Annotated in this window: 22 protein-coding genes and 6 tRNA genes; 13 read left to right on the top strand and 15 right to left on the bottom strand. The window is 53.5% G+C overall.

The window, feature by feature from the left end; all coding sequences use genetic code 11:
• Window positions 1-9: 9 nt before the first annotated feature.
• The 8 genes from TBK1r_RS38885 to TBK1r_RS21215 all read left to right on the top strand — a co-directional run bounded on the left by TBK1r_RS38885 (window position 10) and on the right by TBK1r_RS21215 (window position 2004).
• Window positions 10-82 (top strand) — tRNA-Ala (locus tag TBK1r_RS38885).
• Window positions 83-94: 12 nt separating this feature from the next.
• Window positions 95-180 (top strand) — tRNA-Ser (locus tag TBK1r_RS38880).
• A gap of 14 nt (window positions 181-194) precedes the next feature.
• Window positions 195-266 (top strand) — tRNA-Arg (locus TBK1r_RS21235).
• 17 nt (window positions 267-283) lie between these two features.
• Window positions 284-357: transfer RNA gene (locus tag TBK1r_RS21230), tRNA-Thr, on the top strand.
• Window positions 358-382: 25 nt separating this feature from the next.
• Window positions 383-454 (top strand) — tRNA-Arg (locus tag TBK1r_RS38875).
• 178 nt (window positions 455-632) lie between these two features.
• A complete protein-coding gene (locus TBK1r_RS21225; RefSeq protein WP_145215110.1) occupies window positions 633-800 on the top strand; it encodes an SEC-C metal-binding domain-containing protein in 168 nt (55 codons plus the stop codon).
• A gap of 85 nt (window positions 801-885) precedes the next feature.
• Window positions 886-956: transfer RNA gene (locus tag TBK1r_RS21220), tRNA-Cys, on the top strand.
• Window positions 957-1638: 682 nt separating this feature from the next.
• Window positions 1639-2004, top strand: a complete 366-nt coding sequence (locus TBK1r_RS21215) for a hypothetical protein (protein WP_145215107.1) — start codon at window positions 1639-1641, stop codon at window positions 2002-2004.
• Between the two features lie 269 nt (window positions 2005-2273).
• On the opposite strand, the gene TBK1r_RS21210 is transcribed toward TBK1r_RS21215, so the two are convergent.
• From TBK1r_RS21210 to TBK1r_RS21160, 11 genes are all read right to left on the bottom strand, one after another.
• Entirely contained in the window at window positions 2274-3764 is a 1491-nt protein-coding gene (locus tag TBK1r_RS21210) for a recombinase family protein (RefSeq protein ID WP_145215104.1), read from the bottom strand.
• 467 nt (window positions 3765-4231) lie between these two features.
• The gene (locus TBK1r_RS21205) at window positions 4232-4585 is read right to left on the bottom strand and encodes a hypothetical protein (RefSeq protein WP_145215101.1); all 354 of its coding nucleotides are present in this window, start codon (window positions 4583-4585) and stop codon (window positions 4232-4234) included.
• Window positions 4586-4752: 167 nt separating this feature from the next.
• A complete protein-coding gene (locus TBK1r_RS21200; protein ID WP_145215098.1) occupies window positions 4753-5037 on the bottom strand; it encodes a hypothetical protein in 285 nt (94 codons plus the stop codon).
• Window positions 5038-5102: 65 nt separating this feature from the next.
• The gene (locus TBK1r_RS21195; protein WP_145215094.1) at window positions 5103-5354 is read right to left on the bottom strand and encodes a hypothetical protein; all 252 of its coding nucleotides are present in this window, start codon (window positions 5352-5354) and stop codon (window positions 5103-5105) included.
• Window positions 5347-5760 (bottom strand): hypothetical protein, encoded by a 414-nt coding sequence (locus TBK1r_RS21190; RefSeq protein WP_145215091.1) that lies wholly within the window; start codon window positions 5758-5760, stop codon window positions 5347-5349. Before TBK1r_RS21190 ends, TBK1r_RS21195 begins: the two co-directional genes overlap by 8 nt.
• A gap of 165 nt (window positions 5761-5925) precedes the next feature.
• Window positions 5926-6552, bottom strand: a complete 627-nt coding sequence (locus tag TBK1r_RS21185; protein ID WP_145215088.1) for a hypothetical protein — start codon at window positions 6550-6552, stop codon at window positions 5926-5928.
• A 3-nt stretch (window positions 6553-6555) separates the two neighbouring features.
• Window positions 6556-6888, bottom strand: coding sequence for a hypothetical protein (locus TBK1r_RS21180; RefSeq protein WP_145215085.1), 333 nt, complete (start codon window positions 6886-6888; stop codon window positions 6556-6558).
• Between the two features lie 306 nt (window positions 6889-7194).
• Window positions 7195-9537: a type IV secretory system conjugative DNA transfer family protein gene (locus TBK1r_RS21175; RefSeq protein ID WP_419580238.1), complete on the bottom strand. Its 2343-nt coding sequence runs from the start codon at window positions 9535-9537 to the stop codon at window positions 7195-7197.
• A gap of 145 nt (window positions 9538-9682) precedes the next feature.
• On the bottom strand, window positions 9683-10342 hold the full coding sequence (locus tag TBK1r_RS21170; RefSeq protein WP_145215079.1) for a hypothetical protein: 660 nt from the start codon (window positions 10340-10342) through the stop codon (window positions 9683-9685).
• A 4-nt stretch (window positions 10343-10346) separates the two neighbouring features.
• On the bottom strand, window positions 10347-10583 hold the full coding sequence (locus TBK1r_RS21165) for a hypothetical protein (protein ID WP_145215076.1): 237 nt from the start codon (window positions 10581-10583) through the stop codon (window positions 10347-10349).
• Window positions 10584-10984: 401 nt separating this feature from the next.
• Window positions 10985-11395 (bottom strand): hypothetical protein, encoded by a 411-nt coding sequence (locus TBK1r_RS21160; protein WP_145215073.1) that lies wholly within the window; start codon window positions 11393-11395, stop codon window positions 10985-10987.
• Between the two features lie 129 nt (window positions 11396-11524).
• Between TBK1r_RS21160 and TBK1r_RS21155 the strand changes: the two genes are divergently transcribed.
• A complete protein-coding gene (locus TBK1r_RS21155) occupies window positions 11525-12565 on the top strand; it encodes a protein kinase domain-containing protein (RefSeq protein ID WP_145215070.1) in 1041 nt (346 codons plus the stop codon).
• Window positions 12566-12598: 33 nt separating this feature from the next.
• On the top strand, window positions 12599-13594 hold the full coding sequence (locus TBK1r_RS21150) for a hypothetical protein (RefSeq protein WP_145215067.1): 996 nt from the start codon (window positions 12599-12601) through the stop codon (window positions 13592-13594).
• Here the strand turns inward: TBK1r_RS21150 and TBK1r_RS21145 are convergent, their stop codons facing one another.
• From TBK1r_RS21145 to TBK1r_RS21135, 3 genes are all read right to left on the bottom strand, one after another.
• On the bottom strand, window positions 13595-14581 hold the full coding sequence (locus TBK1r_RS21145; RefSeq protein ID WP_419580237.1) for a serine/threonine protein kinase: 987 nt from the start codon (window positions 14579-14581) through the stop codon (window positions 13595-13597).
• A gap of 434 nt (window positions 14582-15015) precedes the next feature.
• Complete coding sequence (locus TBK1r_RS21140) at window positions 15016-15810, bottom strand: ParB/RepB/Spo0J family partition protein (RefSeq protein WP_419580236.1); 795 nt, start codon at window positions 15808-15810, stop codon at window positions 15016-15018.
• Between the two features lie 98 nt (window positions 15811-15908).
• Window positions 15909-16784, bottom strand: coding sequence for a ParA family protein (locus TBK1r_RS21135; RefSeq protein ID WP_419580235.1), 876 nt, complete (start codon window positions 16782-16784; stop codon window positions 15909-15911).
• Window positions 16785-16788: 4 nt separating this feature from the next.
• Here TBK1r_RS21135 and TBK1r_RS21130 point away from each other — a divergent pair, with 4 nt between their 5' ends.
• The 3 genes from TBK1r_RS21130 to TBK1r_RS38870 all read left to right on the top strand — a co-directional run bounded on the left by TBK1r_RS21130 (window position 16789) and on the right by TBK1r_RS38870 (window position 20746).
• A complete protein-coding gene (locus TBK1r_RS21130; protein WP_145215055.1) occupies window positions 16789-18111 on the top strand; it encodes a hypothetical protein in 1323 nt (440 codons plus the stop codon).
• A gap of 1835 nt (window positions 18112-19946) precedes the next feature.
• Window positions 19947-20618 (top strand): hypothetical protein, encoded by a 672-nt coding sequence (locus TBK1r_RS21125; RefSeq protein WP_145215052.1) that lies wholly within the window; start codon window positions 19947-19949, stop codon window positions 20616-20618.
• The gene (locus TBK1r_RS38870; protein ID WP_419580234.1) at window positions 20615-20746 is read left to right on the top strand and encodes a hypothetical protein; all 132 of its coding nucleotides are present in this window, start codon (window positions 20615-20617) and stop codon (window positions 20744-20746) included. Before TBK1r_RS21125 ends, TBK1r_RS38870 begins: the two co-directional genes overlap by 4 nt.
• Window positions 20747-20932: 186 nt before the next feature.
• Here TBK1r_RS38870 and TBK1r_RS21120 read toward each other — a convergent pair whose 3' ends face one another.
• Window positions 20933-21259: a helix-turn-helix domain-containing protein gene (locus TBK1r_RS21120; protein WP_145215049.1), complete on the bottom strand. Its 327-nt coding sequence runs from the start codon at window positions 21257-21259 to the stop codon at window positions 20933-20935.
• Between the last annotated feature and the right edge of the window lie 56 nt (window positions 21260-21315).

The raw sequence follows: 21315 nt of genomic DNA, 5'->3' as shown, positions 1-21315 counted from the left end.
GAGTGAAATGGGCTGGCATGTTCCAAGGGGGCGACTGATCCTTGCAAGATCGGTGAGAAGGGTTCGATTCCCTTCCGGTCCACTCAACGATTTCGGAAGGCAGCCGGATACGGTTTGCCGGGCCGCACTGCTAACGCGTGCCACCTTCGGGTGATGAGGGTTCGACTCCCTCGCCTTCCGCTTGATTGCAAAACGGCTCGATGGTGAAACGGACATCATCTCTGGCTTCTAACCAGAAGTTCCGGGTTCGATTCCTGGTCGGGCTACTGATGCGACAACCCAAGCCGACGTGGCTCGATGCAGAAAGGCACCGCTCTTGTAAAGCGGCTCATGCTGGTGCGAACCCAGTCGTCGGCTCTTGTGACTAACTAACTATCAAAATGACTCGCGGGTGTGCTGGATAGCATGACAGTCTTCGAAACTGTCGGACCAGGTTCGATTCCTGGGCGGGTTACTCGGCTCTTTGATGAGCCATCCATGTTCTCGGAGTGTGCCGGACAGCACGCGACTCTGCGAAGGTCGAAGACCAGGTTCGATTCCTGGCGAGAGCACTTGTTTATAGAGCCTTTCGACAGGGAGCAGGCCAATGCGATACGAACACAACCACGACGAAAGCCACTCCTTTCGAGCCGATGAGTAAACGACGACGCGGATTCCCATCGGAAACGCAAGTTAAACGCGGCGTGCGAGTTGTCCACGGCGACAAGCAACTCGAAGAAAAGCTCGGACGCAATGATCCCTGTCCATGCGGCAGTCGATTGCGATTCAAAAAGTGCTGTATGCGATCGGGACGCCTTTGATGGCTCCAATCGCGACGAATACTTTTAGAGAGAAAGACTGAAACACCGCTCGCGGTCCTGCACTATGCCGGATCGCGAGCAACAAGACGCTGGAGCCAGATGGTCAGGCAACCGGCTGCAACCCGGTCGAAGTGGGTTCGATTCCCACCGGCGTTTCTTGACTGATCGACTGCTGGTTCGGATTACATCTTGAAAATGTGAAACATCTGAGCTGTTCCCTCGCCGATCAGTCACAACACAAAGTTCAACTGCCTGCTGGGAATACATGACGAGCCTAAGGTAGCGATGTCGGGTGACCGACTAGTGAAAGGCGCTGGAGTCTCTTGCAGACAAAGGGGCCGGTCAACGATCAGCATTTGCTGAAACGGACGTTCTTGACCTCTCAACAACAACTTCGTTGGACTTTTACAAAACATGGCGACTGCCGGTTCGGAATACATGCACCACCAAAGCTGATGCGTCCAGTGAGTCTGGGGATCGTGGCAACACGATCGGTAGGTTCGATTCCTACACGACTGTGATCTGACCAACACTTCGTTGGACTTTTACAAAACACGACTGACTGCCGATTCGGAGTACATGTTAATTCGGAAGTTGCGGGTTCGATTCCCGTCGACGCTTGCCAAGCTCGCGTCGTAGCTCAATTTGGGAGAGCATCGAAAGAGATCTCTGATTCACAAACTTCGTCAGCCGTTTTTCACATCGTTCCCAGAGAGTGACCCGTGCGTGTGCAATGCAATTTCTTCGTGATTACGCCCACCGGCGTCGAGTAACCGCTCGTCGCACGAAGATTCATTGCCTACGCACAACTCATTCTTTGGAAAGCAATAGTGAAACCATGAACGCTACAACTGAAACTCCGTCCACAACGACCGTCGCAGCACGGATCGCCGGAGAAGACATCAACCAGGGAGACTATGTCACCGTCTTGAACGAACTCGTCGAACTGCCCTCCTACTTATGGAGCTGCTCAGGCGCCGCTTTGCCGGCCGACGAACTGGTTCGGATCCCGTACAAGCCAAGTGACGCGGGTCAGCCCTACAAAGTCATCGCCGTCTGCTTGCCCTTCGTTTACGTCAAACGTCCCAGGGGAGGCGTCAACGTCATCGACACACGACAGCAGCAATTGGTCCGGCTCGACCCGGACCACAGCCGCTCGGTGTGGAAGCAGATGCGGAAGACTTTGAAGAAGAAACAGAAATAGCACCAACGCACACGATCGACTGCCGATTCGGAGTACATGCTTCAGGAGCCGGATGTCGTGGGTTCGAGTCCCACCGCCCCAATTTTCTTTCAGAAACATAGGGGCGTAGCTCAGTGGTAGAGCGCCGTAAAACCCTCTGGTCACAACTTCGTCGATCGCGCTTTTTGTCAGGCAAGCACAGTGCATCACTACTTCAACAAACAAGACATCGAACCACACTCGGCTGCCGGTTTGGAGTACATGGCAGACGACCGCAAGGTTTAGCGGGTTCAAGTCCCGCCCCGTCCACTATCGGGGACAAGAAGCCCTTCGGCGAGTACGTCGAAGGGCTTTCTTATTGTGGGGACTAGAGTTACGTCATCGAGTCGGCAGTTCAACCAGACGATTTCAAGGATCTGACGTTTTTCCTCGTATTCCGCTGTAAGCCACCTGCTGGTAAGGGTTTGAGAAAGTTCAAACACCCTCGAAGCCAACTCGGCGTTCTCGTCGCGTGTGCGGTTCAATGCTTCGAGTTGCAAGACGATTGAAGCGTGGCGGTCGCGTAGTTCGGTGTTCTTGCTGGCGAATGTGTCGTCGTCAATCTGGCCGTCGATGCGGAGATTCAAGAGCCGGTCCTGCTGGTCAGCAAGTAGCGTCGATTGCCTTTGAAGTTCAGAACGCATTGCTCGCGTCTCGGCTTGGGTGTCTTTCGTTTTTGAGGCGAGTACAGCCCGGAACCAATCACGGACGCTGTCGTCCTCAATGCGAATTTTGCCGAAGAAGGCCAGCACCTGAGCGTCGAAATCTTCCTCCTTGATCCGCGTGCGGGGATGACCCGGCTTGTTGTACTTCGTACAGCGGTAGTAGATGTATTCGCTTGGTCCGCTTTTCGTCTGCTTGGTCTTGATCTCACCGGTGATCTTGTGGTCGCAGAAGCCGCAGTCGATCAGGTCGCCAGCGAACGTGAGTGTGTGAGTGACCTGCTGACGATTGCCGAGTAACGTCTGGACGCGATCCCAAGTGGCTCGGTCGATCAAAACGTCGTGATTGCCCGGAAACCAGTTTCCCTTGTACCGAATCTCGCCGATGTACGCTCGATCGTTGAGCATGTTGTGAACGGACGTGCGTTTCCAATCTGTCTTGTCTGCACGGTAGATGACTCCTTCGTCCTTGAATCGCTTGACGATGCCATCAAGAGTGCAGTTCCCGTAGGCGTAGAGTTGGAACATGTGGCGAACATTTGTCGCCTCTGCTTCATTGGTCTCAATGAGTCGCCGACCATTGACCCGGATATGCGAGAACCCATAGGGAGCCTTGCCTGGGAACAATCCTTCCTGAACGCGGCGACCGATGCCCTGACTGATATCGACGGCCATCTGCTCGGTGAAGAAGCTGGCCATGTTTGCGAGAGTGCGGCGCATCATGCGACCAGCAGGATTATCGTCGGTCTGCTGCGAGATCGAAATGAACGGAACTTGATAGTCGGATTCAAGTCGTTCCAACTCGACGTAGTCGAACAGATTCCGTGCGGCTCGGTCGACCTTGTAGAAAAGTAGGGCGTCGATTTCGAGAGCGTGCTTCTTGGCGTAGGCGATCATTTCCTTGAACGTCTTGCGTTCGTCTCGCTTACTTGCCGTCTCTGCGATCTTGAACATCTTGACGATCGTGCCGCCGTTGCACTCGGCGTACCGCTTCAAAGCGTCGTGTTGGACTTCAAGGGAAAAACCTTCGCGTTCCTGCTCACGGCTGCTGACTCTTGCGAGTGCTACGAATCTTTTCATGGCTCTTGTCCCTTGACACGATTCCGAACAGTTGATCTACCCCCATGATCATCTCCAATGCGTCCGCTTCGATCAACTGGTTCGCATAAAAAGGCTGCCAAGTTTTGAGCGTCAACTCAATTAGTTCTTCGGTCACCCATGACGGCGATCCTGCCGGAACGACGTACCGCACCGCACCCGCACCGTCTATCGCGGGCTTCGCTGAGTTCATGCGATTGGGAGACCGAGACTGATTCACGATTTGTTAGGCTCCTGATTGGCAAGCATCCAGACGAATGCTTCGTCCAAAGCAAGCCGAATGACGGGAACGTCCTGCGAATCGAACCTTGCAGACTCTTTCCAAGCGTTGCCATTGCGAAAGAGCCGCACGACGGAAGTCGAATAGCTGCGTTGCTTGCGTGTCCGCTTTCGCCACACTCTCACGACGATCAGACCACGCCGAACTACGTGCACGGGTTTCGACGCCATCAGTGAATCTCCGTGTCGAATTCTTTGACGGTGGGACTCTCCAGAACGTCATCCATCGCGGTGTCGAGAAACACCAAGAGCCTTCGTTGTTCGGCGGTGATGCAACCATCGTCCGCCAGCATTTGCGAAATAACGCGAACGAACTTGGCAAGCGAAAGAACATCCTGCGGGCGAAACTGATTGGTCACTTTTCCGCTGCGTTTGGTGCGAAAGAGATTGAATCGGTATCGAAAATCGTCAGAGCCTTGCGATTGTTTCCAAACATTCGATGTCAAACTGCCCGCACCGACGATGCAGTATGGTTTTGATTCTGGTTGCTTCTGTGGCTGCTCTGGTTCTTGATCTGTATTCATGGGGTCGTTGTCCGTTTCGCTGGTTTACTGTGCTGCCTTCTGTAAAGAGTCGTGGAGGGCACGAATGCCCTCCACAACCGGTGTTGCACTTCATCGCTGAAGCGCGAGCCGGTCAGCGAACCGACCGGCGAAAACCAAAATGAAAAACCTTCAACAAAACTTGAGCGTCAGTATTCTTCTGGCAACAAGACCGTCGTTACCGAGCGGTCCCATTCTGTGATGATCCAGAAACGCTTTGCGTTGCTGGCTGTGTAGATCGAAAGCAAGCGAGAATCGTCTTCCAACGACGCAGCGTTTAATCCCCAATCTTCCTCACACACATCACCCCAATCACATTCCGCGTGTCGCTTGACCGCGTGCCAGATATCCATTGCTGGCACGCAGTTCATCACTCCTCGCGTCATGTTAAGTTTGCCAAGAGAAAACGCTCTCTTTGACTTCAAAGCCGTCATCGTGATAGCCTCCTAAATCGAGTAGGCCAGCAGGACCGTAGTCCTGCCAGCGGGTTGGTAAACGACTACTCGACCGCGTCGGACTTGGGGGCAGATTGCTCCCAGATCCACGTGTATGCCATCTCGACAACTTTCGAGACGATCGGCAAATCGTCACGACGAAACGTTGTCGTGTCTTTCAGCTCCTCTTTGTCCCGATAGCTTCGCGTCACCGTGACGGTGAACCATGACTCGCCAGTCTTTCGAGACTGATTGAGCCAGATTGCCGCACGAATGGCACTCAGACGGATTTGATGTACAGGTTTGTTATTAGCCATTTTGGCCTCCTTCGTTGCGCGTGAGATTTGCCTTTCCTTGCGGCTTCGTCTCACGCAGTTCATACAAACGACGACGTAAGTCATCGCTACTCAATGGCCCGCCGGGGCGAACCAAAGAACCTTTCCTTTCGGAACCTTTTTGTTGTGCCTCACCTCCCTTCAATCGAGTTGAGTCTCTGTCGGTTTGCCCCATGGCGATTGCTTCGCGAAGTGCTACGTCAATCTTCCTCAAGGCACTGATGGTGCCATTCACCGCCACATAAACGACGAACGCCCAAACGTAAAACCTGACCTCCTTGGAGTTTCCCGAGGGTGCCAAGCGTCGTGACCGGCTGTTGGAAGAAACCAAACAAAACTCCAACAACCTCGCCAAACGGTTACGCATCCAGTACGGTGACTGCTTCATACGCATTTCCTCCTTCTTCGCTGTCGTTGGCCTATTCCAACGGCAGTTGAATCACGGACAGTCAGCACTGTCAGTCAGTCAAATGAGGAATCCGCTTGCTCGTTGTTTTGTGCCGCTCCTGAGCAGGGAGCCGTTTACAAACCCGCAACGTCGGGGAATGTCGTTTCATAGGGGTGTGAGTTGATTGAGCAGGGACGGAACGGACTGTGCGTCTACGGGAAGCTCGCGTAGTTGCTTGCCTACGAGATGTCGAATTGCGTTGGCTTTTGATTCGGTTACAACGAGCCAAGTGATTTCAAACTGATCTGCCAGAATGAGTTTGCGAAACTCGGATTGCTGGCGATGCTTTTCAATAATGTCCAGTGACCGTTGCCATATGCGACTGACAGGTGAAAGGTGAATATCAACCCGAAGCAGCCCCAGCCTTGGCGTTTTGGTCGACGTATCGACGTAGTAGCCAGCGGGTAGGCCATGTCGAAAAAGAGTTGGAAAGAATCGTGTTACTTCATTTTTCGTCAGCAGAGTTCGGTTCGATTGGCTTGCTCTGCAAAATGCTTGTGCGGCAACACAGCGTGCAACCGCAGTTGACGATGGAATGCGCTTGCATCGTTGGCAGACGCAGACCGTCCCTGTGATGTCGTCAAAAACTTGAAACTCGGCGTTCGTTCTCAGAATCACGATTGCTCGGCTGCGATGTTCTTTCGGTAACTCGTTCAGCAAGAGTTCGGTGGCGGCGATGCGATACCGACGTACTTGATTTCGTAGCAGTTTTGTCAGTTGGAAGTTGTTCATGATTTACCAAAGCTCGTAGGGGAGGCGGCGCTGACGGCAATACTCGTGAAACGTGTCCACTTGCTTCTGCGAATAGGAACCTGCGGACTCGATGACCCGTCGTGGTCGGTACCCGTCATCCAATAGGAATGCGTCGGGATTCTTGACTCCGCGTTCCGCCATTGGCAGCGCATCCTCACCGACCCAACAATCAGCCAGTTTGGGCAGTTGAAGGCGATAGAGGACGAACACGTCAGACAGCAGCAAGTCGTGCCGACGTTCAAACGATCGGGTGTTGTGACCCGAACGAGAACCAAAGATTCGACCTGCCAATTCGGTGGCTTGATAAACACGCACCTTCGATTCACATCGTTTCCATCGCGAACGAAATTGCTTTGAAAGCGGCCACGTATCAGGTTCAGCTTGACCCGGTTTCCAAGTAAAAGCTGGAACAGAATCAACTGCTGGCAACACAACAGACCATGTCTCAGTACGAATCAGCCGTGCCGCGTTCAGCCTCCCCACACTGAACGCAAGCGTCTCCGGCGCATGCTGGTGTTGCCAACCTCGAACAATCTGTTGTTCAGACAAGACTCGCACTTTGCAGGCGAGTGCCGTCATGATCTCGATTTCAAGTTCAGTCCAGTTCATCACTGCTCCAGATTATTTGTGTTGGTCGGCAAGAAACTCATCGAACAAACTTGGCTCCTCGCCAATCGTTTCCTGAGTGACAACGGGACCGTGTTTCTTTGGTTTGGTTTTTGGCTTCGTTTTCTTTCTCTCCTCCCAGTCGGCTGGCACGAACGAGCCGGTGCCAACCTTGGGCCAAGGTGCGTTCTTGCGAGCTTGAAACTCCTGCTCGCTGATGTGGAAGTCGGATTCCACAATCACAGGCATTCCGCCGAACTGGCTGTATCCAGCACCGCGAGTAATCAGTGCGATGCTCTTTCGCGGGTCGTCACTCGCCAGCTTGATGTCGTTGACGGAAAGTCGGGGAGCAATGAATTGCTTGGTGCCATGCGTTGTGGTCGTGCGAGTTTCAAACCCGTCGCGTTGCTTCGACACAGATTCCGAGTGCAGCACGTCGATCGTCTCGCCGCTCGACTTGGACAATCGTTGTTGTTCTTCTGTCGATGACACTGCATACCACTGGCGATAGCGGCAGTTGGCTTCGACAACATGCACGAGATCGTCTCGTTTGAGATCCAGCATGGATTGATTCGCCAGAATCACACCGATGTTCATGCTGCGTGCGAGTTGCAAAATTGTGTCGACGTTGTGAGCAGCCACTCGCTGGAACTCGTCGATCATCAGATAGACCTGCCTACGATTCTGAGTCAGTGTTGCTGTCGTCAGCAGCATGAACATTGCCAGCCTTGCAATCTCTGGTGACGATCCCGGACCCAGCGTTGACGAAAGATGAAAGTAGAAAATTTCCTGACGGCGAAAGAGTTGGGCCGGGTCCATCGCTTGCTGGAACGTGTAGAAATTCGGGCAATGCTCCGGCGTGACGTTCAACGGTTTGAACGAGGCCAAGCGGTCGGAGATCATTCGCAAGTGATTTCCTGCGTCGGATTGACCGTCGTTCAAACCATGAGTCTTTGAGTTTTTAGTGACAAACGCGATTCGGTCTGAAAGTTCAGCGAACGAACCAACATCGGGCGTGGCTCGCAAAGTTGCGTGCAGCACTGCCGCGTTTGCAGAACTAAAGAATCCACGGCCATAGTCCGTTCCGTACGTCAGCCCTAATGCTCCACAAAGAACATCGGTTCTTTGATAGAGATTGAGATGCTTCCAACATGGCAACTGAAACGGGTTGAACGCGAACGTCGAGTGGTCTTCACGAGTGCTGAAGTGCCGGACCGGGATTGGCTGACTAGGCGAACCAAAGCGTCTTGCACATTCATTGAGCGACGAAAGCATTTCCTGCGAGTCGCCTTTGAGGTCAATGACCATCAGGCTGCTTTCGCGATCGCCCAGTAGTTGCTCTGCCATTGGAATCAGGCCGCGAGCGGTTTTTCCTGATCCGCTATCGCCAAGGATGTGTGCGTGTTCGTGAAATACCGCACGCGGAACCAACAACGGGGCACCGTCGCGAGCAACCCGCCCGATGTAGATGCTGTCACGTTCAATCGGGTTACTGGACGAGCGAATTGAATCGGTAACAGCCTGCCAATCGCTTGCTCGCGGAGTCGCAGTTGTGGTTTTCGCAAACCGAATGACGGCTGGTAACGACACGAGTGCAACTAAGGCTGCTGAAACTGCGATCGGCAAACCGACCAGAACAAAAGTCAAAACAATTCCCACGATGATGTTCCCTGCGTCGAAGATTTCGGAAGCACTTCCCCAAACGATTCCAGCGAGTGGACCGACGGAAGCGAGTAATAGCGTCATGCTGGCGACCAGAAAGACCGCCATGCCCAATCGTTCGTTCGCTGTACCAGCGGGACTTTTCAGCACGCCCGGTGCTTCCTTGTCGTGGCGGTTGTAGGTAGACCACGAGTACCAAGCACTGGAAAACTGTCGCGTGAGATTGATCGGACCAGCGGCGATGACCGTAAGACCGCATCCAGCAGCCACTACGATAAACAAAAGCGGTGCGAATCGCGGGAACACGAATGCTGCTCCAAACGGAATGACAAGCAGTGACGAGAAGATCGTTAGCTCATCCCATTCCAAGCGTTCTTTCGCTGCCTTCGTGCGATCGAATGGGAAGCTCGTGGCGAGATAGACATAGTGCCTAGCAAACTGTCGACCGACGTAGGCGGCTGCGACGGAAACCACAATCGCTCGCAGAAGAATCGGCGGAATAAAGAAGTGAATCAGGCAGGGCACAATCACTAGTGCAAGAGGCGGCTTGTAAACGGAAGGCCGCTGCCAGAGACTGACCATCCCGCGAATGCCGAAGACAACAACGAGAAAATTCAAAGGGAATGTGATGTGAAACGCCCCTCCGAGCCAGTCGGCTGCCAAGCAGGTGGCCGACACAAGCATCAGGTTTCGCATGACCACCCATGCGAACCGAGCGTCCTCGGGCTTTTCCGATGACGTATGGGCAAACTGAATTTGCAGTTCCTGTGATGGCAGGTGTTCGGCCTGCGTCGGATTTCCGGTTGATTGGTAATAAGTATCACGAGGCATCGGGACGCTCCTATTGATTGCGTAAGTGGAGAAATGTGAGCCGGGAAATGGTTGCGATGTGAAGTCGAAGGTTGCTTTCCCAAGACAATCCTTCCATCGCTTTCCGAATCAGTCGTGCTTTTGCGGTCGTTGTCGTCAGCACCACCAATTGAAAATGTTTTCTGTCGATGAGATCCCGAAACTCGGGGATATCAATTCGCCGCGAACAATCGCGAGCAGCTTTCTTGGCGACGTGATACGGCGAGCCACCAAGATCAACTCGCACCAACTCCAATAGCCCGGCGGCAGTGCGACAAAATGGAGCGTGGCAATGCTCATCGGGTAGCCAAGGTACTGTTTCATTGAGTTCCGTTCGTAGCAGGCGAGTTCGTTCGCCGTGGCTCGCATACAGCAAAACGGCGTAGTCGATTGGCAAGGCTTGTGGCCCCAGTGGTTCAGTGCGACGTGCTGAATAGCCGAACTGCCTGACAGCCAATGGGCCAAGCGTGAAATAGTCTTCTGGTGGAATCAGCGGATACCGCTGAAGCCATCCTTGCCGACACATTCGCGCCGTGACTTTGGTCACCGCGTTGAGCGTCTGTTGTTCAAATACCATCGAGCGAATCACGGCGTTCGTTGCGATTCGATAGCGATCGACAAGTTGAATGATTTGTTGGTCACGTTCCGTCATGAGTTCACCACAAGTGATAGGGGAGTCCGCGTGCTTCTGCGTCTTCGTGAAAATCGGCAATTCGCTCCGGGCCGTAGCTACCACCAAATTCGATGAGCAGCTTCGGTTCGCCTTGCTTATCAACCAGTGCAGCGTCCGGCAGTTTTTGGTGGATGCGTGTCGGTGCGAGAATGTCCTCGCCAATCCACATCGCCGTCATGTTGCTGTCTTGGCTTGCATAGCGAAGCCAGACAGCGGTCACGCCAAGGTCATGAGTGACTTGCGTGAGTTTCGTTTGTGATCGTTCGCACCCACCGAATTGCGTGATTGTTTTGGTCGTTGGGAAGTAGACGACAGTGGGCCGTAAAGCACGGAACCTCCAACGACTTTGGACTTGGTAGGCAACGTTGTTTGCATCCGGTGAAGCTTGGCCCGGCTGCCAGCGAACAATGGGTTCGATTATTTCGGGAAGCGGTTGGGCGTTGACGACGTTTCGTGTAACCATTCCATTCGTTGCTAGCTGGGAAAACCTGCGACGAGCATTCGCACAGTGACCATGCCAGAACGCATCGGCGGCTTGTCGCTGGCTGATCAACCGAACTCGAAGCGCGAGTGCTTCAAGCAAAGTCAGGTCGCGTGGTCTCAATCGCAATGCGCTGTCCATTACGAACGTCCGCCTTCCTGTGCGTCTTCGATCTTCTGAATCGGCTGAACCGGATCAGTCTTTTTGCGAGCCTTCGGTTTGCGTTTCCCCTCGGGCAATCCCAGCGGCGTGCTGCCTTGTGAAGCCTCGAACAACGCAGGATTGTCAGCATCAAAGTTTTCCAGCACTTTTTCGGACGTTGGCATCGGGTCATCGAGACTGAGCGTTTTTGCTTGCTGCCGGATCAAGTCAGCGATTTCCTGTCGCCCTGCGGCTTCGTAGCGAAGTGCCTGCTCCTCTAGTTGGTTGTGATGCTCTGCATGATTTAGAATGAGCATCCGTTGCAAAGCGGAACTCATGAAGCTGCCGACCGCCGGCACGAATCGCTCGACCAGCCGATCGACGAACCATTGAACATTTTTCTGAAACATCTGCGAGATTCCTTTTGGTAAGTTGAGTGAGGAATGTGTCCTGAATCGGACTGATAGAATTAGACGCCGTGTCCAATTCAACCTCCACGCAATGTCAAGCAATCTCGCGTAATCTCGAATTGAGCATCTATGGCAGCAAAACGACTAAACCGAGAGTTTGAACTCGATGGCGAAACCGTCGGCGGCTTGATGAATAGCTTGGGGTTCACGGTCGAGTCATTGGCAGCCAAAGCCGTGCTGTCGCCGAACACGATTTCGTCAGTGCTGAACGGAACTCGTCCGTGCAATCAGAAGACAGGGCACAAGATTCGGGTCGCGTTAAAAATCGAGAACATTGAAGACTTGCTAAAGCGACGCGATAAAAAGACGGAGAGCAAATCGCAGATTAACGAATGGGTTTTGGATCAGCCGCTGACCAAAAATTGGGTTACCGCATCAAACCAACTTCAGTTTCGCGTCTGGAAGCTGAAGCACGAACACCTGAGTAAGTTCGCACGCGGCAAATGCTACGACTTGGAGGGTATGGCAACCGCAGAGCGAGAACGCTGTCGCGATTCACTGTTACGTCATGCGGAAGTCTGCACTCGGATCGGAAGCCGCGTTCACGTCATCAACAACCTGACGACGTGCGAAGCTCCCAGCCGTGATCGCTGGTGGGTTATCGACGAATGGATCGAAGGGTCAACACTCGCTGAGGCACTCGCCACTGGGGGTTTTTCGATGTCGGAAAAGCAGAACTTCATCCGCCAGATTGCCGAAGGTCTGAACGCTTTTCATTCGCACAACATCGTGCGTCGAGAACTGTCGCCTCAGACGATCCTCATTCGGCAAGGCAACGGCGACGTGGTTTTGACCGAGTTCGAGTTGGCGAAGTTGCTGGACGGTAGCCCAACTGTGTCCAGTTCCGACTGGCCGATCGACCCGTATCGTGCGCCCGAAGCAACGACCGATGAAATTGGTCGGCAAGCAGATATCTATTCGTGGGGACGAATTACAACGGAACTGCTGGCGGGAGAGTTGCCCCAGAAGGGAGCGGAACAGGCGAAACTGGTTACAGTCAAATTGCCTAAGAAGGTCGAGGCAATGTTGCTCAAATGCGTCTCGGTGAATTGGCGTTCGCGGCCAAAGAGTTTCGACGCGATTCTGAAAGTGCTGGATTCATGGAAGTAGGACATGCTTGACCACACAAAAGGAATGCCCGATATGGTCGACAGAACAGGTGACACGATGTTGAGTGCATCTGCCGTGGCTGAGTCCGTATTCTGCCCCAGAGCCGCAATTCTGACGCTTGAATCGCGAGTGGAAGAACGAACCGAAGATCCAGCCTTCGATGTGATGGCGATTTACGAGCTGCGAGTATTGGAAGCCGCAATCGTTCGCAGCTTTTGGCTGGTGGTGGCAAGTGTCGTCGGTGTCATTGCTCTATATGTTGCCACGAAGATGATGATGAATCGCGGTTACTGGCTGATTTGGTTGCTTGCACTTCCTTTTGGCCTTCGACTGCTCAGTTTTCTGGTATCGGAGCTCGGAACGCTGTTGTCGTTACTCGCGAAAAAGAATCTCGCCAACAAAGCCCACTGCGTCGAACCTGATGTGAACTCGCTTGAAATGCAAAACGTGACTTGGTGGGGCCTTCTAAATTTGGGGTTCGAGTCCGTGGCCTCCAATCAGGCGATGCAGGATTCTGACTGGATGGTCAGCGGAAAACCTTGGCGTGTGCTGCGTCGCGGGTCACTGCGAATTCCTGCTTTTCGTACCAAGAGCAACTCGGCGATGCCATCACAACAGAGCATTGCGAAAATCATGGCTTACTGTCACTTGCTCGAAGTCAGCGAAGGATTTGACAGTCCATACGGCATTGTGTTGATGGGCGACAGCTATCGCGGATTCGCGGTGCCGAACCGGGGAACCTTTCCGCGCATCTTCCATAACGCCTTGTCGGAACTTCGGAAAGTGGTCGCTCGTGTCAAAGGACAAGGCTCTGATCCATCACCGCCGTCAGAAAAACGAAAGTGTGGCGATTGTCCTTTTGGAAAACCTCGCTTGGTGACACTGCGAAGGCCGACCACACGGGACGGGCACGAACTCAAGCCGCACGTTTTGCAAAAGTGGCGTGAACGATGTCACTGCGATTGCGGAGATCGTTTTTGTTGGAAGCCACCGCACGCCGACAACGCTCGATTGACCGAGAAGGGGTAGTCACTCTTGTTGACCCCGACTCAGCCAGCCCAAACATCGGACGATCCACTGGTTGATGAAGTTGAGGCGTGGCGGTTGCCTTGCCAAAGACGCAAGCTGATTCCACGCTTCCAACCATTCGGCGGGTTTGTCGAAGCGTCCATCCGGGGCGAGTAGCAACGCTTGTTCAAAAAAGGCGTCGAGGGCTTTCCAAGTTGATCGTGGCAATTTGTCTGATTCACGACTGAGATTGCTGGGTGGAATGTAAAGTGATTCAGACTCGTTCGTGGCGGCGAAGGATCCGGCATTTCCTCCGAGTCCGTTGTAGGGGACTTCAAGAGTGATGACTTCAAAACAAACTGCCGCCAACGAAAAGTAGTCGGCTCGAAAATCAACACGTTTTGAACCGGCAATGATTTCTGGAGCGGCGTAGTGTTCACTCTGCCCATCGCCCTCCATTCGTGAAACGGTTTCTTCCACCTGCCACGCACTGCCGTAGTCGATCAGCATCAGGCGTCGTGAATTGGGTGAAACGATGATGTTGGCTGGCTTGATGTCGGCATGAACCGAGTTGGCGCGATGATGAAGCCCTCGCAAGGCATGAGCCAGCCCGCGAAACAGGCGGAGGGCTTCGGGCGTACCGATGCGTTGCCTCTCTTTTCGTCTCATGCGTTCAATCCACCACGCAAGGTCGTTGCCTTCAATCCACGGCTGTACAATGATGATCTCATCCTTGTGACGATGAAACTCGATGATCTGTGGTAACTCGGGGCAGCGTTTGGCGATCTCCTGCAAGAGACGAACACGCTTCCAAGTCTCGCGTGTGTTGGGGAGAAACTGTAGAACTCGAAGCTCGCCGTACGGTCCAGAAATTCGATCGAACGCCAGATACCTGCGACGGACTCCAGTCGACAGTTGACTCGAAATCAGGAACTCTTTCCGGCCAAGAATCACTCGGTCGATCACCGCGTACCGTTTTCGTTTGTAGTAGAAGTGATCTCTGGGCAACGGCGAATTCTCCGTGATGGACGACGATCCGAAACCATACAAGGTAACGAAGCGTCAACGTGTTCGCACGACCTAACGGTAGGTAAACACGTGCCGCTGGAAAGTGTCGTGGCATTCGGGGAATAGTCGCAAACATGCGGCATGAAGGATGGAACTTGAGGCGCTCATGCGTGGTGCCGTCGCTGGTGCCAGTCGAAATAGGATGATCGGCATCCTAGAGGCGGCTCCGCCGCCGTTTGCCGGAGCGTTCAGCGAAGGCGGAATAGGTTCGCAGCCTGCCCCAGCAGGCTCGAACCTCTGGCGAGCGGCCAAGCGAGACAGCGGGCGTCCAGCCCGTCGCGGTCAGGCCCCAGCCTGATCGCGAAACAGCCCGTTCAGGGCAGGCGAAGCGTCCAGCGGAGCCGCCGCCGATCAGCCGTAAATGCCTCTGAGGGCTACATCAGTTTTACGCGATTGTCGATCCGAAGTCGGACTTCTTCCAGTGCCTCGGTCAATGCTTGTTCGATGTCGTGGTAGCTGCCTTTCCGACCAGACTTCGCGACGATCTTCCAGCCGTTTTCGGCAATGAAAGTTTGGTTGCATCCACGGGGAACCTTCCTCTCACAGCCACGCTTCTTTTTGACTGCTTGGGATGCCTGCTGAATAGTCACGGATGTGGTCTGCTGAGTGACTTCTCGCAGTTGCGGTTCGGGCAGCTTGGAAAGTTCATATCCGGCTCGTGCCGAGATTTCTCCGTCATCGACCCGGACTCGCATCTCGTGCGGTAGTTTCAATAATGCCAATGCACGCGACACACGAGTGGGACTGATACTAAGTTCCGCTGCCAGTTCTTTGCCGGTCCAGTGATTGACCTTTATCAGTTTTTGAAACGATTCGGCTTCTTCGATCGGCTTCAGGTCAACTCGCAACAAGTTCTCGATGAGTTGTTCTTCGAGAATCTGAGTCTCACTCAATGCTTGTTCCTGAAAGTTGCAGTCAATCATTTTCAGGCCAGCTTGTTTGCAGGCTCGCCAACGTCGTTCCCCTGAAATAATCAGCCATGTGTTCCGTTGGTCCGACCAGCGAACACGAATCGGTGCGAGTTGTCCTTTCTCGCGGATACTGTCGGCAAGATTCTGGAGAGCTTCTGCATTGAATTCGACACGCGGCTGGTCAGGGTCGGGTTGCACTCGATCAATTTCGATTCGACCGAACGACCGATTCGCTCGACGCCCAATATCTTTTGCCATTGCGACTGGGCTAAGTTGCGGGCGAGACTCCGCAGGACGCAGGCCGATCGACTCTTTCAAATTCGCGTCTGCTTTCTTTAATAAGTTTCGTGTGCTGCTCATGCTGCCTCCTTGTGTAGTTTTCTGTTGTTGATCCTTTCGATAATTTCATCAACGAGTTCCCGTGTTCTCGCGGCTGCCATCGATTTTACGGCGTGCATTTGCACCGGCTGTCGGCAGGCTAAGGCGACTTTAAACGCGGAGCGTTCTGGAATCGTTGTATTCAAGACGAGTTCGCCGTAGAGGTCGCGCAACCGCGATTCGTACTCTTGATGCACCAGCATTCGGCGGTCAGAACGAGTAATCAGATGGCCGAGTCGTCGCAATGATGGGTTGAGTATGCGTGCGTTGGTGACGGCCTGATGCACGGCAGGGATTCCTTGAGTGCCGAAATCTTCCGGTGGAATCGGTATCAACACATATTGCGTCGCGATCATCGCGTTCCAACTGCATTGGTACAGGTTAGGCGGACAATCGAAGAGAACGACGTCGAACGATGAGAGCGGTTCGAGGAAGTCACGCAGTGCATACTGCATCACGCCGCCTCGCTCTGGGCATGGCGAGTTAAATTCCGCTAGATGTTGATTCGCCGGTAGCACTGAGATTCCGTCAACATGCGTTTCGCGAATCAACGAATACGGATCGATGTGATTGCAGCGGTCATCGAACAGTGCGGCCAGCGTTTCCCACGCGGGCATCTGTTCAACGGCATCTGATCCGAAAAACGCTTGGCTGATTGAACCTTGCGGATCGGCGTCAACGAGTAGGACTCGTTGCCCCAAAGCGGCGAACGCTCCTGCTAAATGAAAACAGGTTGAACTCTTTCCGCAGCCACCCTTTTGATTGATCAGGCAGATTGATGTCGTTTGTTGATTCCCGATTGCCATTGGCAATTCTCCCTCAAGTTGTTGTGAATACTTGAGAAACCGTGCCACGGAAATGCTCAATCCGTCAAGCAAATTCGTCATTTCCAAATGCGGGCGTGGCGTGCTAATAGCTTTAAGTGTGTTGAAGCAAGCAACAAAACGAAGGGTCGGAGTCGGCCAACTATCTCTGGTGGAGCATTCGCTCTGCCCTCTTGCGGCATCAAATACCGAAAACCTCGTTCACGCTGTCGAATACCATTACAGCAATGCGAAGCGGCAGCGAAAAACGGCCAAGGTGCGAATCTTCGCACCGCTGGGCCTGTCGGCGGTGGATGAACTTTACTTGTGGGGATTGCTCAATCTGACGTTGGCTCAGCCAACTGTGGACGGCTCTTTGACCGCGACGCCGCATTGGTGCTTGAGGCAAATGGGAATCATTGATCCCGGTTCACGTCGTGGTGGACGGCAATATCAACAGTTCGCTCAAGCCTTGGAGCGATTATCGGTAGTGAACTACCTGAGCGACGCCTGCTACGACGCAACTCGCGGTGAATACCGCAAAGTCAGCTTTGGATTCCTGAGTTATTCACTACCGGTTGATCCGAAGTCCTCTCGTTCATGGACGATCAACTGGGACTCGACGTTCTTTGATCTTATCCATGCCACTGGCGGCGGAATGCGGTTCGACCTTTCTCTGTACCGCTCGCTGGACGCTGCTTCCCGACGTTTTCTGTTGTTCATCCTGAAGGTCGGCTACCGCAAAGGTCGCCTACCCGTTTTGGATTTGCGTCATCTGGCTGTTGATTTGCTGGGACTGTCCAACCGTTTGGCTATACATGACATGAAGGTCAAAGTTGCCCGTACACTGAAAAGGTTGCAGGACGCTGAAGTGATTGCATCTTCGTCGATCAAGAGAATGGAACCCGGTCGGTTTTCGGTTACCTTTGAACGTGGCGAATACCTGAATCGTTTGCCGGACCAAATAAATCGAATTAGTGTTCAAGATTCTCCAATGCTGGAAGGTCTGCTTGCTGTTGGGTTTGAAAACCCTGCGGCAGTGCGACTCATCAAGCTTTACCCCAGTAAGTTGGTCGCTCAATGGACCGACATTACGCAGGCTGCGATTGAGCAATTTGGACCGCAACATTTTCGAGTCAGCCCGATGGCGTTCCTGACGGACTCACTGAAGCAGGCGTCGAAGGGTGTGCGGACTCCACCGGACTGGTGGCAGGATGCAAAACGAAAAGAACAACGCACTCAGCAACCGACCGAAGCTGGCAAACAGGTTCTATCGAAACTACTCCATGAAGTCTTCGGTCCCGAACGATCAGCGTCACTATCTTCTGACAAGCCCGAACGCGCAGCAGACCTCCTGAAAAAATTCGTCGAAACTTAAAAGGCAATTTCCTTTGTTGTACATGTATTCTTTGTACAAGTACCTTTGGCAGTGAATTGAATGGTTGCGAATCTCGCGGATTTTCCAGTCAGTTCACGGACTTATCGACGTAGGCGATCGACAATAATCCGACGCAAGCGACACGTTATTTTCAGAAAACCCGACGCAAGCGACACGCATTTGTCGTCCGAAAACCCGACGCAGCCGACACGTCCCCTCACGCTTCAAGTGACTTAAAGAAGTTCGTGACAAACTCGGTCGGAATCATTACGCTAAATAATGTAGGCAGAGAAATCTGCCGGTCGTCATGCTCAAGCAAACGCATTCGCCCGAAGACCGGTATTCCAACCGGGGATAAGGGCGATTTGAGCTGATCTCTCCAAACGGGTGCAGCGGGTCCGGGAATCTTGGTTTCATCAACCGAGGATAAGGACCGAAGGTTTGCCAACCTTCCTCGCGCTGACCCTTCGAGCTGGATGCCATGAGAGTGGCTTGTCCAGTTCAATGGAGGCTCGTCGGAGTAATCCCGAGCAGCCTTGCTTCCCTCGTATGGAAGTAAGGTTTGTCCGGAGTAATCCCGCCGTTCTATCCAATGCGTGGCTCGCGGCTGGACTCAGGCCGCTGGAGCAAAAAGTGGGCGATGCGGAAATACCTCATCGTGCTTGCACGATGAGGCCGTGTCGATGAAACCAATTTCTGGTTTCGCCTTTGACTGTTTGTCAAAGGTCAAAGCGGGTGGTCTGTGCTTCGGCGCAGAGAATCCCGTCCGTGGGGTCTGGGCTTGCAGCAATGTGAGTTCGTTCAACGCGGCTGGCGTGGGGAGCTGTTTGTTGGCGACAGCAAACACCGGGATGACTATCTCGGCGACTGGGTTAAACACCCGGCGGTGAAAAGCTCAACCATGAAAGGCCCGATCAATTACGAACGAGAGGGCTTGCCAGTGAGATTTCGAGGAGACGGTGCCGAATCGCGAAAAGCCGTTCAGGGACGATACCCCAAGCTTCTGCTTTCGTAGGGGGAAATTCGGTGCGATTGCCATTGGCAATTCACCGAGAAAGTGTGGTCTGCCGGAAGGCGGCTAACACCTGAACGGACCGGGCGGTAATACGCCCTAGCAACGTGAACTCGAAGTCGAAGGTCGATACTAACGCAGGAATCGCTGCGGCGTCCGAAGGCTTGGCTCTTCGGCGGTCCAGTTTGGTCACTGGACATCGGTCTGGCTTTGTTTGCCAGTATCGTGTGTGCCGTAGTGAGGGAGAGTGGTCTGAGTAGGAAACGTGCGGAAGCACGTGCGGTGAATCAGTCGAAGGACTGGTCACGAATCGCACCCGTCCAAGGTGATGGTTTCGTGTGTGGCAAGGCAGTCGCATCCCGTCCGTGTTTGGGAGTGATGTCCCAGACTGAGCAGTAACGAAAGGACTGAGGGGTTTAGCGACAACTTCGGTTGTCCATCCCGTTTGGAGATTTGCAGTAGTCACACCAAGCGATTGGTGCGGCTTAGTCCTTGGCAGGCAGCATGTGGTCGACGGTGGTGACTCGGGAGAGTGACCACTTTTGGCGGCAGACTGACGACGAACACTCGGGGTGCGTCTACGTACTACGGGCTGTTCGGCTGAGGTTTTGCGACCGTGGGTAATATGTATTGTGCGGGTACACTGACGAAAGCAGTGCTACCCGCACATGAATCGACTGAAATTGCAGTCTGCTCATGGCTTTCAAGGATTTGCGAATGGCTTCGTGGGATTGGCCAAAATCAATCCCACATTCTTCTTGCTGTCGTGACCGAGTGAAGAAACTACTTGTCACCTAAAGCAAGGCGTGCTTGAGTCAACGGCATGAGATACCGATGCGTTGCCAGTAGCCCGGAAGGACTCGTTCAACAGGTTGCTGTCAGTTACCTGCGACACGGATACTGGTGGTACGTCAGCGGAAGACTTTCGCAGGGCAAAGACCCTGAATCACTCGACCGGAAACTCGTTGCCAAATACGGAATCGACCTGTCGGAACGTCAGCGAGCCACCCGCAAAGCGAAGGGCCTCGCGAACATGCAGTACATCCGCTACGAGAACTGGTTCTTGCTGCTCGCAACCGAAGGACATCACCCATTCAAATCGCAGGAGCAGATTCGCGATTGCCGCAGGCATCCGATTCGTTTTGAAGGCTACTCCATCAGCTATCGACGTGGAGGCGTGACTCCCATCGGCGGCGGTCCACCGAAATGGCACGCCTGTGTCAGAATCGATCCAACAACGTACAGCCAACTCAAGACGTATTTCGTCATGCGGGCAAAGCATCGGAAGGCTGCCACAGTGATCGAGGATTTCCGCAGGATTCCCTTTGCCCGTTACGCACCGATTCGAAGGCAGATTCTGAACATTCACCGTGCGGTCAATCATGCCCGCAAGCAGGCAGGCTTTGAGAAGATCCCGGTTTCCAGTCTCTCGCTGCGTCGAAAGATTACACAGCCGTTTTCTCAATCATCAAACAACATCAAGGAGGTCGCATGACATCAGCCGCGTTCGTTTTCTTCTATTTGGTCGCCACTATTCTGGCGATGCAAAAACCGATCCTGATCGTCTGGGGATTTGGAATCTATGTTTTTTTTGTGATGCGAAGCGTCTGGACTTCGTGGTGACAATTTAGAAGCGGTCAGTCGCCTGAGCGGCCACTGACGCCCACTGTCCGCGTTAGGGATGCGCAGGGTGTGAAGCAGTCCGCAGGACCGAGCGTTTAGCGAAGCCTGAAGCTCCCCGGCCCGAAGGGAAACGCCCTGAAACAAAAACATCGGCGTGGTCTCAATTCGCCCTGAGAAGACCGGGCATCAGTCACGGTCGACGGTTCGCATCAAATCATTGAGCGTGGCATCATCCATGCTGGCCAGCTTCATGAATATCTCGGGGCGTTCGATGAACCGTTTGCGAATCGGTTCAGGAACCTTCTCGGCAAGTAGCAGCAGTTCAGTCTCGCTGACATCCAGTTCCGTTGCCAGCTTGTGAATCAGCTTTTCGGAGGGACCGTGCCCATCCTCAAGTTTGTGATTCTCAATCTTCGACAGGTAGGTGAAACCGACACCAACCTTCGCCGCTAAGTCTCTCAGCGTAAAGTGCTTTGCCTGACGGAGTTCACGGACTTTTTGGCCGAAGGTCATACTGATCGCCTGCTTGCTCGATTGGTGCGAAAATCGTAGACTGGTTGCACTCAAGA

Source organism: Stieleria magnilauensis (assembly GCA_007753675.1).
Classification (GTDB): Bacteria; Planctomycetota; Planctomycetia; order Pirellulales; family Pirellulaceae; genus Stieleria; species Stieleria magnilauensis.
Note: the sequence above shows the minus strand (reverse complement) of the source record. Positions and strands in the feature narration are given on the sequence as shown.

Bases quoted from the DNA above. Each gene is read 5' to 3' on its own strand.
- TBK1r_RS21200 (WP_145215098.1), bottom strand. From the start codon at position 5,037: ATGACGGCTTTGAAGTCAAAGAGAGCGTTTTCTCTTGGCAAACTTAAC.
- TBK1r_RS21210 (WP_145215104.1), bottom strand. From the start codon at position 3,764: ATGAAAAGATTCGTAGCACTCGCAAGAGTCAGCAGCCGTGAGCAGGAA.
- TBK1r_RS21205 (WP_145215101.1), bottom strand. From the start codon at position 4,585: ATGAATACAGATCAAGAACCAGAGCAGCCACAGAAGCAACCAGAATCA.
- TBK1r_RS21130 (WP_145215055.1), top strand. From the start codon at position 16,789: ATGCTCAATCCGTCAAGCAAATTCGTCATTTCCAAATGCGGGCGTGGC.
- TBK1r_RS21225 (WP_145215110.1), top strand. From the start codon at position 633: ATGAGTAAACGACGACGCGGATTCCCATCGGAAACGCAAGTTAAACGC.
- TBK1r_RS21140 (WP_419580236.1), bottom strand. From the start codon at position 15,810: ATGGCAAAAGATATTGGGCGTCGAGCGAATCGGTCGTTCGGTCGAATC.
- TBK1r_RS21190 (WP_145215091.1), bottom strand. From the start codon at position 5,760: ATGAAGCAGTCACCGTACTGGATGCGTAACCGTTTGGCGAGGTTGTTG.
- TBK1r_RS21195 (WP_145215094.1), bottom strand. From the start codon at position 5,354: ATGGCTAATAACAAACCTGTACATCAAATCCGTCTGAGTGCCATTCGT.
- TBK1r_RS21215 (WP_145215107.1), top strand. From the start codon at position 1,639: ATGAACGCTACAACTGAAACTCCGTCCACAACGACCGTCGCAGCACGG.
- TBK1r_RS21170 (WP_145215079.1), bottom strand. From the start codon at position 10,342: ATGACGGAACGTGACCAACAAATCATTCAACTTGTCGATCGCTATCGA.
- TBK1r_RS21185 (WP_145215088.1), bottom strand. From the start codon at position 6,552: ATGAACAACTTCCAACTGACAAAACTGCTACGAAATCAAGTACGTCGG.
- TBK1r_RS21150 (WP_145215067.1), top strand. From the start codon at position 12,599: ATGGTCGACAGAACAGGTGACACGATGTTGAGTGCATCTGCCGTGGCT.
- TBK1r_RS21125 (WP_145215052.1), top strand. From the start codon at position 19,947: ATGAGATACCGATGCGTTGCCAGTAGCCCGGAAGGACTCGTTCAACAG.
- TBK1r_RS21120 (WP_145215049.1), bottom strand. From the start codon at position 21,259: ATGACCTTCGGCCAAAAAGTCCGTGAACTCCGTCAGGCAAAGCACTTT.
- TBK1r_RS21155 (WP_145215070.1), top strand. From the start codon at position 11,525: ATGGCAGCAAAACGACTAAACCGAGAGTTTGAACTCGATGGCGAAACC.
- TBK1r_RS21160 (WP_145215073.1), bottom strand. From the start codon at position 11,395: ATGTTTCAGAAAAATGTTCAATGGTTCGTCGATCGGCTGGTCGAGCGA.
- TBK1r_RS38870 (WP_419580234.1), top strand. From the start codon at position 20,615: ATGACATCAGCCGCGTTCGTTTTCTTCTATTTGGTCGCCACTATTCTG.
- TBK1r_RS21175 (WP_419580238.1), bottom strand. From the start codon at position 9,537: ATGCGAAACCTGATGCTTGTGTCGGCCACCTGCTTGGCAGCCGACTGG.